Origin of the sequence: Acidovorax sp. GW101-3H11, from assembly GCF_001633105.1 — a bacterium.
GTDB lineage: Bacteria > Pseudomonadota > Gammaproteobacteria > Burkholderiales > Burkholderiaceae_C > Acidovorax.
Window position 1 is genome coordinate 501,521 of record NZ_LUKZ01000009.1, and the last position, 15,551, is coordinate 517,071.

Genomic DNA, 15,551 nt, shown 5'->3' on the forward strand with positions numbered 1-15,551 from the left:
CCTGCAGCCCGGCCAGGCCCCGCACCCCCCCCACGCATGCTGCGCAGCAAACACATCCTGCGGCTCATCATTGCAGGCCTGGTGCTGGCCTATGTGGCCATTGCGGCCGTGCAGTACCACCAGTACCGCAGCGTCGAAGCCGTCATGCGGCGTGGCGATGTGAATGCGCTGTGGTCCTTTCTGCAGCTCAACGTCGAGTACGAAAAGTTCGACCATGCGCTGCACCAGTTCGAACTGGACCCGAAAAGTATTCCCATGGACCGGCTGGAGCTGCGCTACGACCTGTTCCTGAGCCGCTTCAGCGCGCTGGAGAGCGGCACCGCGCGCACGCTGATGCAGGAAGAGCCCATCTACGCCCAGGCGCTGGCGGCCCTGCAGAAGTTTGTGGCGGCGGGCGACAACCACTTTGGCGCCAGTGTGGACTTGGCCTCCAGCCAGCAGCACATGCGGCTGCTGCGCGCCGAGCTGGACACCCTGCGCGACACCGTCCAGGAACTGTCGCTGAACGCCTCGCGGGTATCGGCCCTGCTGGGCGACTCGCGCAATGCCGAAGTCAAGCACCAGACGCTGCTGACCACCGGGCTCACGGCCTTCCAGGCCGTGCTCACCTTTTTGCTGGCCTTTGCCATGGCGCGGCAGTTCCTCAAGCGCGAAAAGGCCAAGTCTCTGGCCATGGCCGCGCAGGCCGAGCTGGTGGAGGCCCTGAAGCGCAACGAAGAGGCGCTGGAGGCCCGCGTGGCCCAGCGCACAGCCGAGCTGCAGCAGCTCAATGTGGCTTTGCGTGAGCATGAGGAAGAGCTGGAGATCGCCCGGGCCAAGGCCGAGGACGCCTCGCAGATGAAGTCGGACTTCCTGGCCAACATGAGCCACGAGATCCGCACGCCCATGAACGCCGTGATCGGCATGAGCCACCTGGCGCTGGGCACCGACCTCTCGCCCCGCCAGCGCGACTATGTGGAGAAGATCCAGCGCTCGGGCCAGCACCTGCTGGGCCTGATCAACGACATCCTCGACTTCAGCAAGATCGAGGCGGGCAAGCTTGAAGTGGAGGTGGTGGACTTCGAGCTGCGCGGCGTGCTCGACAACGTGGCCAACCTGATCAGCGGCAAATCGGCCAGCAAGGGCCTGGAGCTGCTGTTCGACGTAGACCCGGCCCTGCCCGACAACCTGCGCGGCGACCCCCTGCGCCTGGGGCAGATCCTCGTCAATTACGCCAACAACGCCGTCAAGTTCACCGACGCGGGCGAGATCATCGTGCGGGTCAGCCAAGCCTCGCGCGATGCCGAGGGCATCCTGATGCGGTTTGAGGTGCAGGACACGGGCATCGGTCTCACCGAAGAACAGCAGTCGCGCCTGTTCCGCTCCTTCGAGCAGGCCGACACCTCCACCACGCGCAAATACGGCGGCACCGGCCTGGGCCTGGCCATCTCCAAAAAGCTCGCAGACCTGATGGGCGGCGAGGTGGGCGTGCAAAGCGCGCCGGGCCAGGGCAGCACCTTCTGGTTCACGGCCCGGCTGGGCCTGGGCACGGCCCCGCAGCGCCCCCTGCTGCCCGAGCCCGACCTGCGTGGGCGGCATGTGCTGGTGGTGGACGACAGCGAACAGGCGCGGCAGATTCTGGGCGGGCTGCTGGGCAGCATGAGTTTTGCCGTCACCACGGCCAGCTCGGGCGAAGAGGCGGTGGCCAAGGCAAGCGCCGCCGATGCAGCCGGGCACCCCTGCGAGATCGCTTTTCTGGACTGGAAGATGCCCGGCATGGACGGCTTTGCCACCCACCGCGCGCTGGCGCTGCTGCCCCACCCACCGCATTCGGTCATCGTCACCGCCGCTGGCCGCGACGATGTGCAGAAAGAGCTGGAAAACGCAGGCATCGGGCTCATGCTGACCAAGCCCGTCAGCCCCTCGCAGTTGTTTGACACGGCCATCCGCGCCCTGGGTGGCCATGCCCTGTCGGCCGAGGCCCACCGGGGCCATGGCCCGCGCAGCGCCCCCAACCTGGCCACCATCCAGGGGGCCCGGGTGCTGCTGGTGGACGACAATGACCTGAACCAGCAGGTGGGCGCCGAGCTGCTGGCAGGCGCCGGGCTGGTGGTGGACGTGGCCGACAACGGCCAGATCGCACTGGACATGCTGGCGCGCGCGCCCTACGACATCGTGCTCATGGACATGCAGATGCCGGTGATGGACGGACTCACTGCCACGCGGCAGCTGCGCCAGAACCCCGCCTGGGCCCAGCTGCCGGTGCTGGCCATGACCGCCAACGCCATGAGCCGCGACCGGGACCTGTGCCTTGCCGCTGGCATGAACGGCCACCTGGCCAAGCCCATCGACCCCGACGAGCTGTTTGCCAGCCTGCTGCAATGGATCGCGCCGCGCGCTGCTGCATTTGCCCCCCTGGGAGAAACAGCCCCACCAGCCGCCCTGCCCTCCGAAGTCGCCGATGCCCCCGACCCGCTGCGCAGCATCGAGGGCCTGGACGTGGCCGCCGGTCTGCGCCGCGTGCTCGACAAACGCCCGGCCTACGAAAGCCTGCTGCGCAAGTTTGTGGCCGGCCAGGCGGGTGCTGTGCAGGCCACGCGCGCCGCACTGGCGGCCGGGCAGCATGACGAGGCGCTGCGCGCCATGCACACCCTCAAGGGCACGGCGGGCACTATTGGCGCAGCCCCGCTGGCCAAGCTGGCCGCGGCCGTGGAAGAAGCCATTGGCCAGAAAGCGCCAGCGACCACCATCGACACATTACTGAACCCTGTGGATGCTGCCTGCCAGGCCTTGGTGGCCGCGCTGCGCACAGCCCTGCCCCCTGAAGACGACGCTGGTGCAGCCACGGCCGCCGGTGCGCCCCAGGCGCCCATCGACACCGCCGCCGCGCAGCAGTTGCTGGCCCAGCTCGATGCCCTGCTGGCGGACGACGACTCTGACGCCATCGAACTGTTCAAGGAGTCCACCCCCACCCTGAAGGCCCTGCTGGGCCCAGCCTATGCCGGGGTAAAGCGGGCACTGGACAGCTACGACTTTGTGGAAGCGCTGGCCGCACTGCGCGCCACCCGCATCCACGGCAACCACAACAAGGAGGACCCGGTTCATGAATAGCCCGATAGAGCTGAGCGGCAAATGCACGGTGCTGGTGGTGGATGACACCCCCGACAACCTCTCGCTGATGAGCGACCTGCTGCGCACGGATTACAAGGTCAAGCTGGCGCCCAGCGGTGAACGCGCGCTGCAGATCGTGGCGGGCGAGAGCAAGCCCGACCTGATCCTGCTGGACATCATGATGCCGGACATGGACGGCTACGAGGTGCTGCGCCGCCTGCAGTTCAACCCCGACACCGAAGACATCCCGGTGATCTTCCTCACCGCCATGAGCGCGGCGGACGATGAAAGTATCGGCCTGGAGCTGGGCGCGGTGGACTACATCACCAAACCCGTCAACCCCGCCATCGTGATGGCCCGGGTGCGCAACCACCTGCAGCTCAAACGCGCCCGCGACTTCCTGGCCCACCACAACCACGTGCTCGAAGAAGAAGTGGCCAGCCGCACCCGCGCGCTGGCCGAGTTGCAGGACGCCACCATCCGCGCCATGGCCTCGCTGGCCGAAACGCGCGACAACGAAACCGGCAACCACATCCGGCGCACCCAGCACTATGTGGAGGCGCTGGCCCGCCACCTGCAAAACCACCCGCGCTTCAAGGAAGAGCTGACCGACACCAACATCGAGACCATCTTCAAGTCCGCCCCGCTGCACGACATCGGCAAGGTGGGCATCCCGGACCGCATCCTGCTCAAGCCCGGCAAGCTCACGCCCGAAGAGTTCGAGATCATGAAGACCCACACCACGCTGGGCCGCGACGCCATCGTGGCCGCAGAGAGCGATACCACGCAGGACAACCCCTTCTTCCGCTACGCCAAGGAGATCACCTACAGCCACCAGGAAAAGTGGGACGGCTCGGGCTACCCCGAAGGCCTGATGGGCAACAACATCCCGCTGTCGGCGCGCCTCATGGCCGTGGCCGACGTGTACGACGCGCTGATCTCCGAGCGTGTGTACAAGGCCGCGTTCCCCCACGAACAGGCGGTGGAGATCATCCGCGACGGCCGGGGCAGCCATTTCGACCCCGACATGGTGGACGCCTTCCTCGCGCTGTCTGAAGAGTTCCGCCGCATTGCCCAGCGGTTTGCCGATGGCGAACCGGCCCTGCTGGCGCAGATCGACCGCCTGGCCGCCGACGTGCCCGCCGAGCGCATCGAACTCTGAGCCAGCACCACAACGCACCCCATGCACGCTTCACAAACCACCGTCTTGCTGGCCGAAAGCGCCGGTGCCATGCGCCAGGCCCTGGCCAGCCAGCTCGAAGCCGCCGGTTTCGCCCGCGTGCTGCAGGCCAAGGACGGCCAGCGCGCGCTGCAGATCCTGCGCACCGAGCCCGTTCAGGTGGTCCTGGCCGACCTCGACATGCCGGTGCACAGTGGCCTGGAGGTGCTCGAAGCCATGCGGGCCGAGCCACGCCTGGCCAGCCTGCCTTTTTTGCTCATGTCGGGCGGGCTGGACCGGGCCTCGGCCGCCAAGGCCATCCAGCTGGGCATTGACGACCTGCTGATCAAACCCTTCACCACCCGCCGTTTGCTGGAGCGCATGCAGCGCGTGCTCACACGCGGGGCCGCAGCACCTGCCGCCGAGCCCGCCCCGGAGGGCGACGGCAGCGCCGACCGCGCCACCCTGCTGGTGGTGGACGACACGCCCGACAACCTGCAGCTGATGGCGGGCCTGTTCCGCGACCGCTTCAAGGTCAAGGTGGCGCAGAGCGGCGAGAAGGCGCTCAGCATCTGCCAGTCCGACGCGCCGCCCGATGTCATCCTGCTCGATGTGATGATGCCCGGCATGGACGGGTTTGAGGTGGCGCGCCGCCTGCGCGAGCACCACACCTCCGAGTACACGCCCATCATCTTCGTGACCGCCATCACCGACGAGATGGCCCGCCACAAGGGCCTGAGCCTGGGCGCCATCGACTACGTTTTCAAACCCATCGACCCCGAACTGCTCAAGCTGCGCGTGGGCAACCTCATGGTCTATGTGGAGCACCGCAAGCAGCTGCAAAAAGACTTTGACCTGCTGCGCGAAAACGCCCAGCTGCGCTCTGAGGTGCAGCGCCTGCGCGGCGACCTGCAGCGCCTACAGGCGCCAGCGGGCCCATAGCGGGCGCATAGCGGCGCCACGCACAAGCACCCTCCTCCCACGGCCGTCCGTCCACCGGTGGCGCCCGTAAGCGCCATCCCGACGCGGCGCGCCGTGCCTCAGGCGTGGTGGTGGGCGTGCTCGGCCTCGGTGGTGGTCGTGCGGTGGCCGTTCAGCCCCAGCTTGGCCAGCAGCTGCACATCGGCATCCACATCGGGGTTGCCCGTCACCAGCAGCTTGTCGCCGTAGAAGATCGAATTGGCCCCGGCCATGAAGCACAGCGCCTGCACCGCCTCGCCCATTTGCTGACGCCCGGCCGACAGGCGCACGCGCGCCTTGGGCATGGTGATGCGGGCCACCGCAATCACGCGCACAAAGTCAAACGGGTCGATGGGGTCGCTGTCGGCCAGCGGCGTGCCGGGCACGCGCACCAGGCTGTTGATGGGCACCGACTCGGGGTATGGCTGCAGGTTGGCCAGTTGCGCAATCAGGCCCGCGCGGTGCACCGGCGCCTCGCCCATGCCCACAATGCCGCCGCAGCACACGCTGATGCCCGCGCTGCGCACGTTCTGCAGCGTGTCCAGCCGGTCCTGGTAGGCGCGGGTGCTGACCACGTCGGTGTAGTACTCGGGGGCGGTGTCCAGATTGTGGTTGTAGTAGTCCAGGCCCGCGTCTTTCAGCGCCTGCGCCTGGTGCGATTCGAGCATGCCGAGCGTGGCGCAGGTCTGCAGGCCCAGGCCCTTCACGGCGCCGATCAGGGCGCTGACTTTCTCAATGTCGCGGTCCTTGGGCGCACGCCAGGCAGCACCCATGCAGAAGCGGGTGGCGCCCGCGTCCTTGGCGGCCTGGGCGGCGCGCACCACCTCATCCACTTCCATCAGCTTTTCGGCCTTCACGCCCGTGTCGAACTCGGCCGCCTGCGGGCAGTAGCCGCAGTTTTCGGGGCAGCCGCCGGTTTTCACCGACAGCAGCGTGGCCAGCTCGATGTCGCCTGCAGGCCAGTGCTGGCGGTGCACGGTTTGCGCCTCGAACAGCAGGTCCATCAAAGGTTTGTCGAGCAGCGCCTGGATGGCCTCCACCGACCAAGGGCCCTGTGCGGCGGGTGCTGGGGTGCGGCGGTGCAATTGAACCGGTTGCACAGACGAAGGTGCGGGCTGCACGGTGGAGGCAGCGGTAGGAGCCAGGGTGGCGGACATCGGGTGGGTTCCTTCAATCTAGGCGTTGGCCCTGCGGCGGCGGGTTGCCAGCCTTGGGCCAGGGTTGCTTACTCGGTCATCGATCCTTCGGCGCGCACCACCCGGTTCATCGGGTTGGGGCTGGGTGCGCAGCGGCTGGGGCGGATTCTGGAGGAGAAAACGGTACAAACGCGCACTGCAGGGTCACAAAAAGTGCCAACAAAAGGGCGCACACAACAGCAGGCAATTGCCAGTTTTTTTGAGCGCAGAAGCCAGCGTTTTCGGAGCATTTGCTAGCCATTCGGCATGAGCGCAAAACAGGCCTTACCGCCGTGGCGGGAACATAGGCCTATCTGCAGCCATCTGCCGCGCAACAGCCGCCGCCCCCGCAGGGAGATGAGCGACGTTGCAGCAGGCTTGGGCCCCGTTGGCGGCCCGCAGCCCCGCAAAACCTCAGCCCAGCGCCGCAACCACGTCCGCAGGCGCCTGCACCAGCTCGATCAGCACCCCCTCGCCCGCAATCGGAAACTCGTCGTTGCTTTTGGGGTGCAAAAAGGTGATGTCATACCCCGCCGCACCCTTGCGGATGCCACCGGGCGCAAAACGCACACCCTTTGCCGTCAGCCACTCCACCGCCTTGGGCAGGTCGTCGATCCACAGGCCGATGTGGTTGAGCGGTGTGGTGTGCACGGCGGGCTTTTTGTCGATATCGAGCGGCTGCATGATGTCCACCTCGACCTTGAACGCGCCCTGGCCCATGGCCAGGATGTCTTCATCCACGTTCTCGCGCTCGCTCTGGAAGGTGCCGGTCTGCGTGAGGCCCAGCATGTCCACCCACAGGGTCTTCATGCGCTCTTTGTCGGTGCCGCCAATGGCGACCTGCTGGATGCCCAGCACTTTGAACGGGCGTTGGGGGTGGGTCATGATTACTCCTGATTTGATAGCTATCAGCGCTTACTGGATGCGCGGTAACGGCCAAAAAAATTCAAAAAAAGGGGCACAAGGCCCCTGGGGATGGATGGGTTGCGGGACCGCAGGGCGCGTCACTGGAATTCCAGAATGATCTGGTCCACCGCCAGCGACTCGCCCTTGCCCGCCGTGATCTTGCCCACCACGCCGTCTTGCGCGGCAAAGAGGATGTTCTCCATCTTCATGGCCTCGATTACCGCCAGCTTTTCACCCGCCTGCACCTTCTGGCCGGGTTGCACCGCCACATCGACCAGCAGGCCGGGCATGGGCGACAGCAAAAACTTGGACAGATCTGGCGGCGCCTTGAAGGGCATCAGCTTGTGCAGCTTGGCGCCCAGCGGCGACAGCACCAGCGTGTCGATCTGCGTGCCGTTGTGCGCAATGCGCAGCGCCAGCGGGTTCTTGCCCACGCCGCGCTCCACCTGTGCCGTGAAGCCCTGGCCGTTGCACGCGCCCTGCACGCGGATCTGGCCCAGCGTGGCGTTGCTACTGATCTGATAGCTGCTGTCGCCCACCTGGATGGCGCTGGAGCCCGATTTATCTTCAAAGTCAGACACCGTCACCGCGTGGTGCTGGTTCTGCCCTTCGGCGCCCAACGTGACCACCACAAACTCCTCGCCCACCTTCACCTCGTGCCCCGCCAACTGGCCGCTGATGCCCGAGGCGCGTGCGCGGTAGCGGCGGTGCATGAAGGCGGCCAGCGCCACTAGGAACATCGGGTCGCTGTGTGGCACGTCTTCGGCGTGGAAGCCCTTGCCGTAGTTCTCGGCGATGAAGCCGGTGTTGAAGTCACCCGTCACAAACTTGGGGTGCGCCAGCAGCGCGGCCTGGAACGGGATGTTGCTGCTGATGCCGCGAATCACAAACCCGTTGAGCGCTGCGCGCATCTTGGCGATCGCGTCATTGCGGTCCGTGCCGTGCACGATGAGCTTGGCGATCATCGAGTCGTAGTACATGGGGATCTCGCCGCCCTCGTACACGCCCGTGTCCACCCGCACGCCCAATTTTTTGGTCGTATCGGACTGGAACATGGTTTCCTCCGGCGGCTGAAAGCGCACCAGGCGACCCGTGGACGGCAGGAAGTTGCGGAACGGGTCTTCGGCGTTGATGCGGCACTCGATGGCCCAGCCGTCACGCTTCACATCGGCTTGCGTCAAGGGCAGCTTCTCGCCCGCTGCCACGCGGATCATCAGCTCCACCAGGTCCAGGCCGGTGATGCATTCCGTCACCGGGTGCTCCACCTGCAGGCGGGTGTTCATCTCCAGGAAGTAGAAGTCCTGGTCCTTGCCGACCACAAACTCCACCGTGCCCGCGCTCTGGTACTTCACGGCCTTGGCCAGTTGCACCGCCTGCTCGCCCATGGCCTTGCGGGTGGCGTCGCTGATGAAGGGCGATGGCGCCTCTTCGATCACCTTCTGGTGGCGGCGCTGGATGGAGCACTCGCGCTCGTTCAGATAGATCACGTTGCCGTGCGAATCGCCCAGCACCTGGATCTCGATGTGGCGCGGCTCCTGCACGAACTTCTCGATGAAGATGCGGTCGTCGCCAAAGCTGTTGCGGGCCTCGTTCTGGCAGCTGGCAAAGCCTTCAAACGCTTCCTTGTCGTTGAACGCCACGCGCAGGCCCTTGCCGCCGCCCCCGGCCGAGGCCTTGATCATCACGGGGTAGCCAATGCCCTTGGCAATCTCCACCGCCTGCTCGGGGCCCGCGATGGCGTCGTTGTAGCCAGGAATCGTGTTGACCTTGGCCTCGTTGGCCAGCTTCTTGGACGCGATCTTGTCGCCCATGGCCGCAATCGAGTGCGCCTTGGGGCCGATGAAGGCAATGCCCTCGTCTTCGCAGCGCTTGGCAAAGGCTTCGTTTTCCGAAAGGAAGCCGTAGCCGGGGTGCACCGCTTGCGCGCCGGTCTGCTTGCAGGCGGCAATGATTTTGTCGGCCAGCAGGTAGGACTCACGCGACGGCGCGGCGCCAATGTGCACGGCCTCGTCGGCCAGCTTGACGTGGCGGGCTTCCTTGTCGGCGTCGGAGTAGACGGCGACGGTGGCGATGCCCATCTTGCGGGCAGTAGCGATGACGCGGCAGGCGATTTCGCCACGGTTGGCGATCAGGATTTTGGTGAACATGTGTGATCTCCTGGGTTCTTGTTCTTCTTAGAGCGGAATGTTCCCGTGCTTGCGCCACGGGTTTTCGAGCTTCTTATCGCGCAGCATCACCAACGACCGGCAGATGCGCTTGCGGGTCTCGTGCGGCAGGATCACATCGTCGATAAAGCCGCGTGCACCGGCCACAAACGGGTTGGCAAAACGCTGCTTGTATTCGGCCTCGCGCGCGGCCAGCTTCACGGGGTCGTTCTTGTCTTCGCGGAAGATGATTTCCACCGCGCCCTTGGCGCCCATCACCGCAATCTCGGCGTTGGGCCAGGCCAGGTTCACGTCGCCGCGCAGGTGCTTGGAGCTCATCACGTCGTACGCGCCGCCGTAGGCCTTGCGGGTGATGACGGTGATCTTGGGCACGGTGCACTCGGCGTACGCGTACAGCAGCTTGGCGCCGTGCTTGATGATGCCGCCGTACTCCTGGCTGGTGCCGGGCATGAAGCCGGGCACATCCACAAACGTGACCACAGGGATGTTGAACGCGTCGCAAAAGCGCACAAAACGCGCGGCCTTGATACTCGACTTGATGTCCAGGCAACCCGCCAGCACCAGCGGCTGGTTGGCCACGATGCCCACGGTCTGGCCTTCCATGCGGGCAAAACCGATGAGGATGTTCTTGGCGTACTCGGGCTGCAGCTCGAAGAAGTCCCCGTCGTCCACGGTCTTGAGGATCAGCTCCTTCATGTCGTAAGGCTTGTTGGGGTTCTCGGGCACCAGGGTGTCCAGGCTCAGGTCCATGCGGTCGGCCGGGTCGTTGCTCTTGCGCACCGGGGCTTTTTCGCGGTTGTTGAGCGGCAGGTAGTTGTACAGGCGGCGCAGCATCATCAGCGCCTCCACATCGTTCTCAAAGGCCATGTCGGCCACACCGCTCTTGGTGGTGTGCGTCACGGCGCCGCCCAGTTCCTCGGCCGTCACTTCTTCGTGCGTCACGGTCTTCACGACTTCGGGGCCGGTCACGAACATGTAGCTCGAATCCTTGACCATGAAGATGAAGTCCGTCATGGCGGGCGAGTACACGGCGCCGCCAGCGCTGGGGCCCATGATCATGCTGATCTGCGGAATCACGCCGCTGGCGAGCACGTTCTTCTGGAACACATCGGCATAACCGCCGAGGGACGCGACGCCTTCCTGGATGCGGGCGCCGCCCGAGTCATTGAGGCCGATGACCGGTGCGCCGACCTTCATGGCCTGGTCCATCACCTTGCAGATTTTTTCGGCGTGCGTTTCGCTCAAAGCACCGCCAAACACCGTGAAGTCCTGGCTGAACACGAACACCAGGCGGCCGTTGATCATGCCGTAGCCCGTCACCACGCCGTCGCCGGGGATCTTGTTGTCCTCCATGCCAAAGTCGGTGCAGCGATGCTCGACAAACATGTCCCATTCTTCGAACGTGCCGTCGTCCAGCAGCAGCTCGATGCGCTCGCGCGCCGTGAGCTTGCCCTTGGCGTGCTGCGCATCAATGCGCTTTTGCCCGCCGCCCAGGCGTGCCAGCGCACGCTTTTTCTCCAGTTGCTCCAGGATGTCTTGCATGGTCGTCCTTTGGTGAATGGGTTGGTGTCTACTATTTATTTGATAGCTGCTTGCGCTTGTTGGGTGTGCGCTAGCAGCAGATTTCTTGCTGCGGTCGATGCCGCAATGCGCCCGGCGGCCACGTCGGCCTGCATCTGGGGCAGCAGCTCTTTGACCTGCGGGTGCTGGCGAAACGCGAGCTTGAGGCCTGCGTCAATGCGCTCCCACATCCAGGCCAGCGCCTGCTTCTCGCGCCGCGTGGCCAGGCGTCCGTTGGCGGTTTGCAGCTGGCGGAACTGCGTGACGGCAGCCCAGAAGCTGTCCACGCCCTGCCCCAGCAGCGCGCTGATCTGCACGACCTTCGGGTGCCAAAGCGTTTCGTTGTGGTGTGCGTTCTCGGGGTTGCCGTGCTGGCTCAAGAGGCGCAGGCTCGATGTGATCTGCGCCTCGGCGCGCGTGGCGGCGTTTTTGTCGATATCGGCCTTGTTGATGACCACCAGGTCGGCAATTTCCATCACGCCCTTCTTGATGGCCTGCAGGTCGTCGCCCGCGTTGGGCAGCTGCATGAGCACAAACATGTCCGTCATGCCCGCCACTGCGATCTCGCTCTGGCCCACGCCCACGGTTTCGACGATCACCACGTCGTAGCCTGCGGCCTCGCAGACCAGCATGGCCTCGCGCGTCTTCTCTGCGACTCCGCCCAGCGTGCCGCTCGACGGACTGGGGCGGATGTAGGCTTTTTCGTGCACCGACAGGTGTTCCATGCGCGTCTTGTCGCCCAGGATGGAGCCGCCCGAGACGGTGCTGGAGGGGTCGATGGTGAGCACGGCCACGCGATGGCCCTGGCCGATGAGGTACAGGCCCAGCGCCTCGATGAAGGTGGATTTACCGACACCAGGCACGCCGCTGATGCCGAGGCGGAAGGCCTTGCCGGTGTGCGGGAGCAGCTGGGTCAGCAGCTCGTCCGCCTGCGCGCGGTGGTCAGTGCGGGTGGATTCGAGCAGCGTGATGGCCTTGGACATGGCGCGGCGCTGCACGGGGCCGGGCTGGCCAATGACTCCCTCCATCAGAGCGTGCGCGGGTTTAGCCCGGCCTTCGACAGGCTCAGAGTGAACGGTTGGGGGTGGGCTTACCTCGTCTCCCCCCACCCGTTCGGGCTGAGCTTGTCGAAGCCGGGGTGCGCTCGCAACTTTGCCGCGCGACTGCGCCAACTCTTGAACTCGCTCCCAATCACCCGCCATCAACGCTTCCTTCTTGACCCTTGACCAGCCCTTGATTTGCAGTTCGAAAGCCAGAGCCCCTTCGCGGGTTTCAAACTCACCTTGCCACATCAATTCCAGTGGCTTTCGCAGTGCCGTGTAACCCACCTTGCCGTTTTCATGCTGCTGCATCCGCAGCACCATGTCGTCGGTGTGGCCGACGTAGTAAGAGCCGTCGGCGCAGCGCAGGATGTAGACGTAAAAGGGGCGCATGTTTCAGGCGTTGATTTGGGCAGACACGCGCTCAGCCTGAGCCACCCCAGACCGTTCAGCCTGAGCCTGTCGAAGGCCGGCACAGGACAGTGCCCCGGCTTCGACAGGCTCAGCCCGAACGGATAGAGGTGAGGTGCGAGGCGTAATCACGCCACTGCCTTGCGAATCTGCTCCAGCACATCCTTGGCGCTGGCTGGGATGGGGGTGCCGGGGCCATACACGCCCTTCACGCCCGACTCATACAAGAAGTCATAGTCCTGCGCAGGGATCACACCGCCCACAAACACAATGATGTCGTCCGCGCCCTGGTCCCTGAGCGACTGGATGATGGCGGGTACCAGCGTCTTGTGGCCCGCAGCCAGCGTGCTCACGCCCACGGCGTGCACGTCGTTCTCAATGGCCTGGCGCGCGCATTCCTCGGGTGTCTGGAACAGCGGGCCCATGTCCACGTCAAAGCCCAGGTCGGCAAACGCGGTGGCCACCACCTTGGCGCCCCGGTCGTGGCCGTCCTGGCCCAGTTTGGCGATCATCACGCGGGGGCGGCGGCCCTGCTCTTCGGCAAAGGCGTTGATTTCGGTCTTGAGTTTGTCCCAGCCCTCGGCCGAGTCATAGGCAGCTGCGTACACACCGGTCACCTTTTGCGTATCGGCGCGGTGGCGCCCAAAAACTTTCTCCAGCGCGTCGGACACTTCACCCACGGTGGCGCGCAGGCGCACGGCGTTGATGGACAGTTCCAGCAGGTTGCCTTCGCCGCTTTCTGCGGCTGCAGTCAGGGCATCCAGCGCGGCCTGCACCTTGGCCGCATCGCGGGTGGCGCGGATTTTTTCCAGGCGGGCGATCTGGCCATCGCGCACCTTCATGTTGTCGATCTGCAGGATATCGACCGGGTCTTCCTTGGCCAGCTTGTACTTGTTGACGCCCACGATCACGTCTTTGCCGCTATCGATGCGCGCCTGCTTCTCCGCAGCGGCGGCTTCGATCTTGAGCTTGGCCCAGCCGCTGTCCACGGCCTGGGTCATGCCGCCCATGGCCTCGACCTCTTCGATGATCTTCCAGGCGGCGTCCATCATGTCCTGGGTCAGCTTTTCCATCATGTAGCTGCCGGCCCAGGGGTCGATCACGTTGGTGATATGGGTTTCTTCCTGGATGATGAGCTGCGTGTTGCGCGCGATGCGGGCCGAAAACTCGGTGGGCAGCGCGATGGCTTCGTCCAGCGCGTTGGTGTGCAGGCTCTGCGTGCCGCCAAACACAGCCGCCATGGCTTCGATGGTGGTGCGCACCACGTTGTTGTACGGGTCCTGCTCGGTCAGGCTCCAGCCGCTGGTCTGGCAGTGCGTGCGCAGCATCAGGCTCTTGGGGTTCTTGGCGCCGGTCTCTTTCATGATGCGGCACCACAAGAGGCGCGCGGCACGCATCTTGGCCACTTCAAGGTAAAAGTTCATGCCGATGGCCCAGAAGAAGCTCAGGCGCCCGGCGAATTCGTCCACGTCCAGGCCCGAGGCCATGGCGGTCTTCACGTACTCCTTGCCATCGGCCAGCGTGAAGGCGAGTTCGAGCGCCTGGTTGGCCCCGGCTTCCTGCATGTGGTAGCCCGAGATCGAAATCGAGTTGAACTTGGGCATGTTCTTGGCCGTGTAGCCAATGATGTCGCCAATGATCCGCATGCTCGGCTTGGGCGGGTAGATGTAGGTGTTGCGCACCATGAACTCTTTCAGAATGTCGTTCTGAATGGTTCCGCTGAGCTTGTCTTGGCTCACGCCCTGCTCTTCAGCCGCCACCACATAGCCTGCCAGCACGGGCAGCACGGCGCCGTTCATGGTCATGGAGACGCTGACCTTGTCGAGCGGGATCTGGTCGAACAGGATCTTCATGTCCTCAACCGAATCAATCGCCACACCCGCCTTGCCCACATCGCCCGTCACGCGGGGATGGTCGCTGTCATACCCCCGGTGGGTGGCCAAGTCGAAAGCCACCGACACGCCCTGCCCGCCTGCGGCCAAGGCCTTGCGGTAGAAGGCGTTGGATTCCTCTGCGGTGGAAAAGCCGGCGTACTGGCGAATCGTCCATGGGCGCACCGCATACATGGTGGCTTGGGGGCCGCGCAGGTAGGGCTCGAAGCCCGGCAGCGTGTTGGCGTACGGCAGGCTGGCCGTGTCTTCGGCGGTGTACAGCGGCTTGACGGTGATGCCGTCGGGCGTCACCCAGTTCAGCGCGCTCACATCGCCACCCGGCGCGGACTTGGCGGCAGCCTTGGCCCAGGCCTCCAGCGATGCGGCTGCGAACTCAGGGGCGTTGTTGGTGGGTTTGTCACTCATGGCGAAAGCTACTCCGAAGATGGCATGGGGGCGTCCAACACGGCGCACAGGCGGTGACCGCACGGGTGCTGTGGTGTGGCGGCGAGTTTACATCATTCATAATTATTGATTCAAAATATTCCTCGCAGCTTACAATCCGCCCATGTCTGCCCTCACCCTCACGCCCCGCGCCCTGTACGAAGAAGTCGCCGAGCAATTGCGCCAGCGCATCTTCCGCCGCGAGCTGGAGCCTGGGAGCTGGATCGACGAGCTCAAGATTGCCGAAGAATTCGGCATCAGCCGCACCCCCTTGCGCGAGGCGCTGAAGGTGCTGGCCGCCGAAGGCCTGGTCACGATGAAGGTGCGCCGTGGCGCCTACGTGACGGAGATGAGCGAAAAAGACCTGCGCGACGTGTACCACCTGCTCAGCCTGCTGGAGAGCGACGCCGCCGGTGTGGTGGCTGAGCACGCCACCGATGCGCAGCTAAAGACGCTGCAGGACCTGCACGCCGAGCTGGAAGCTGCGGTGGCGGATCGCGAAAAATTCTTTGCCATCAACGAGCGTTTTCACATGCATCTGCTGGAGATGGCCGACAACCGCTGGCGCAGCCAGATGGTGGCCGACCTGCGCAAGGTGATGAAGCTCAACCGGCACAACTCGCTGTTCAAGCAAGGGCGCATTGAGGATTCGCTGGGCGAACACCGCGCCATCCTGGCCGCCATGGTGGCGCGTGACGCCAAGGCCACGGTCAAGGCCATGCAGGCGCACTTTGCGCAGGGGCTGGAAGCAGCAACCTGATTCTCAGCAC

General features: G+C 65.0%; 10 protein-coding genes and 1 pseudogene. 4 read left to right on the forward strand and 7 right to left on the reverse strand.

Annotated features, from left to right (window positions below; translation table 11 throughout):
- Positions 1 to 36 precede the first annotated feature (36 nt).
- From A1D30_RS08355 to A1D30_RS08365, 3 genes are read left to right on the forward strand one after another with little or no spacing between them, the layout of a single operon-like run.
- On the forward strand, positions 37 to 3,090 hold the full coding sequence (locus A1D30_RS08355) for a hybrid sensor histidine kinase/response regulator (protein ID WP_063460281.1): 3,054 nt from the start codon (positions 37 to 39) through the stop codon (positions 3,088 to 3,090).
- Positions 3,083 to 4,252 carry a two-component system response regulator gene (locus tag A1D30_RS08360; RefSeq protein WP_063460282.1) on the forward strand — a complete coding sequence of 390 codons (1,170 nt, stop codon included), beginning with the start codon at positions 3,083 to 3,085 and terminating at the stop codon, positions 4,250 to 4,252. Before A1D30_RS08355 ends, A1D30_RS08360 begins: the two co-directional genes overlap by 8 nt.
- Positions 4,253 to 4,273: 21 nt before the next feature.
- The gene (locus A1D30_RS08365) at positions 4,274 to 5,191 is read left to right on the forward strand and encodes a response regulator (protein ID WP_082836366.1); all 918 of its coding nucleotides are present in this window, start codon (positions 4,274 to 4,276) and stop codon (positions 5,189 to 5,191) included.
- 98 nt (positions 5,192 to 5,289) lie between these two features.
- On the opposite strand, the gene bioB is transcribed toward A1D30_RS08365, so the two are convergent.
- From bioB to scpA, 7 genes and pseudogenes are all read right to left on the reverse strand, one after another.
- Positions 5,290 to 6,366: a biotin synthase BioB gene (gene bioB, locus A1D30_RS08370; protein ID WP_063460284.1), complete on the reverse strand. Its 1,077-nt coding sequence runs from the start codon at positions 6,364 to 6,366 to the stop codon at positions 5,290 to 5,292.
- A 432-nt stretch (positions 6,367 to 6,798) separates the two neighbouring features.
- On the reverse strand, positions 6,799 to 7,269 hold the full coding sequence (locus A1D30_RS08375) for a VOC family protein (protein WP_063460285.1): 471 nt from the start codon (positions 7,267 to 7,269) through the stop codon (positions 6,799 to 6,801).
- 119 nt (positions 7,270 to 7,388) lie between these two features.
- Entirely contained in the window at positions 7,389 to 9,437 is a 2,049-nt protein-coding gene (locus A1D30_RS08380; RefSeq protein WP_063460286.1) for an acetyl/propionyl/methylcrotonyl-CoA carboxylase subunit alpha, read from the reverse strand.
- A 27-nt stretch (positions 9,438 to 9,464) separates the two neighbouring features.
- A complete protein-coding gene (locus A1D30_RS08385; RefSeq protein ID WP_063460287.1) occupies positions 9,465 to 10,997 on the reverse strand; it encodes an acyl-CoA carboxylase subunit beta in 1,533 nt (510 codons plus the stop codon).
- A 35-nt stretch (positions 10,998 to 11,032) separates the two neighbouring features.
- On the reverse strand, positions 11,033 to 12,043 hold the full coding sequence (meaB, locus tag A1D30_RS08390) for a methylmalonyl Co-A mutase-associated GTPase MeaB (RefSeq protein ID WP_063460288.1): 1,011 nt from the start codon (positions 12,041 to 12,043) through the stop codon (positions 11,033 to 11,035).
- 198 nt (positions 12,044 to 12,241) lie between these two features.
- Positions 12,242 to 12,448 (reverse strand): annotated as a pseudogene (locus tag A1D30_RS26640) (GIY-YIG nuclease family protein); the annotation flags it as partial.
- Between the two features lie 146 nt (positions 12,449 to 12,594).
- On the reverse strand, positions 12,595 to 14,763 hold the full coding sequence (scpA, locus tag A1D30_RS08400) for a methylmalonyl-CoA mutase (protein WP_063460290.1): 2,169 nt from the start codon (positions 14,761 to 14,763) through the stop codon (positions 12,595 to 12,597).
- 142 nt (positions 14,764 to 14,905) lie between these two features.
- On the opposite strand from scpA, the gene A1D30_RS08405 reads away from it, so the two are divergent.
- A complete protein-coding gene (locus tag A1D30_RS08405) occupies positions 14,906 to 15,541 on the forward strand; it encodes a GntR family transcriptional regulator (protein ID WP_063460291.1) in 636 nt (211 codons plus the stop codon).
- The last annotated feature ends 10 nt before the right edge of the window (positions 15,542 to 15,551 follow it).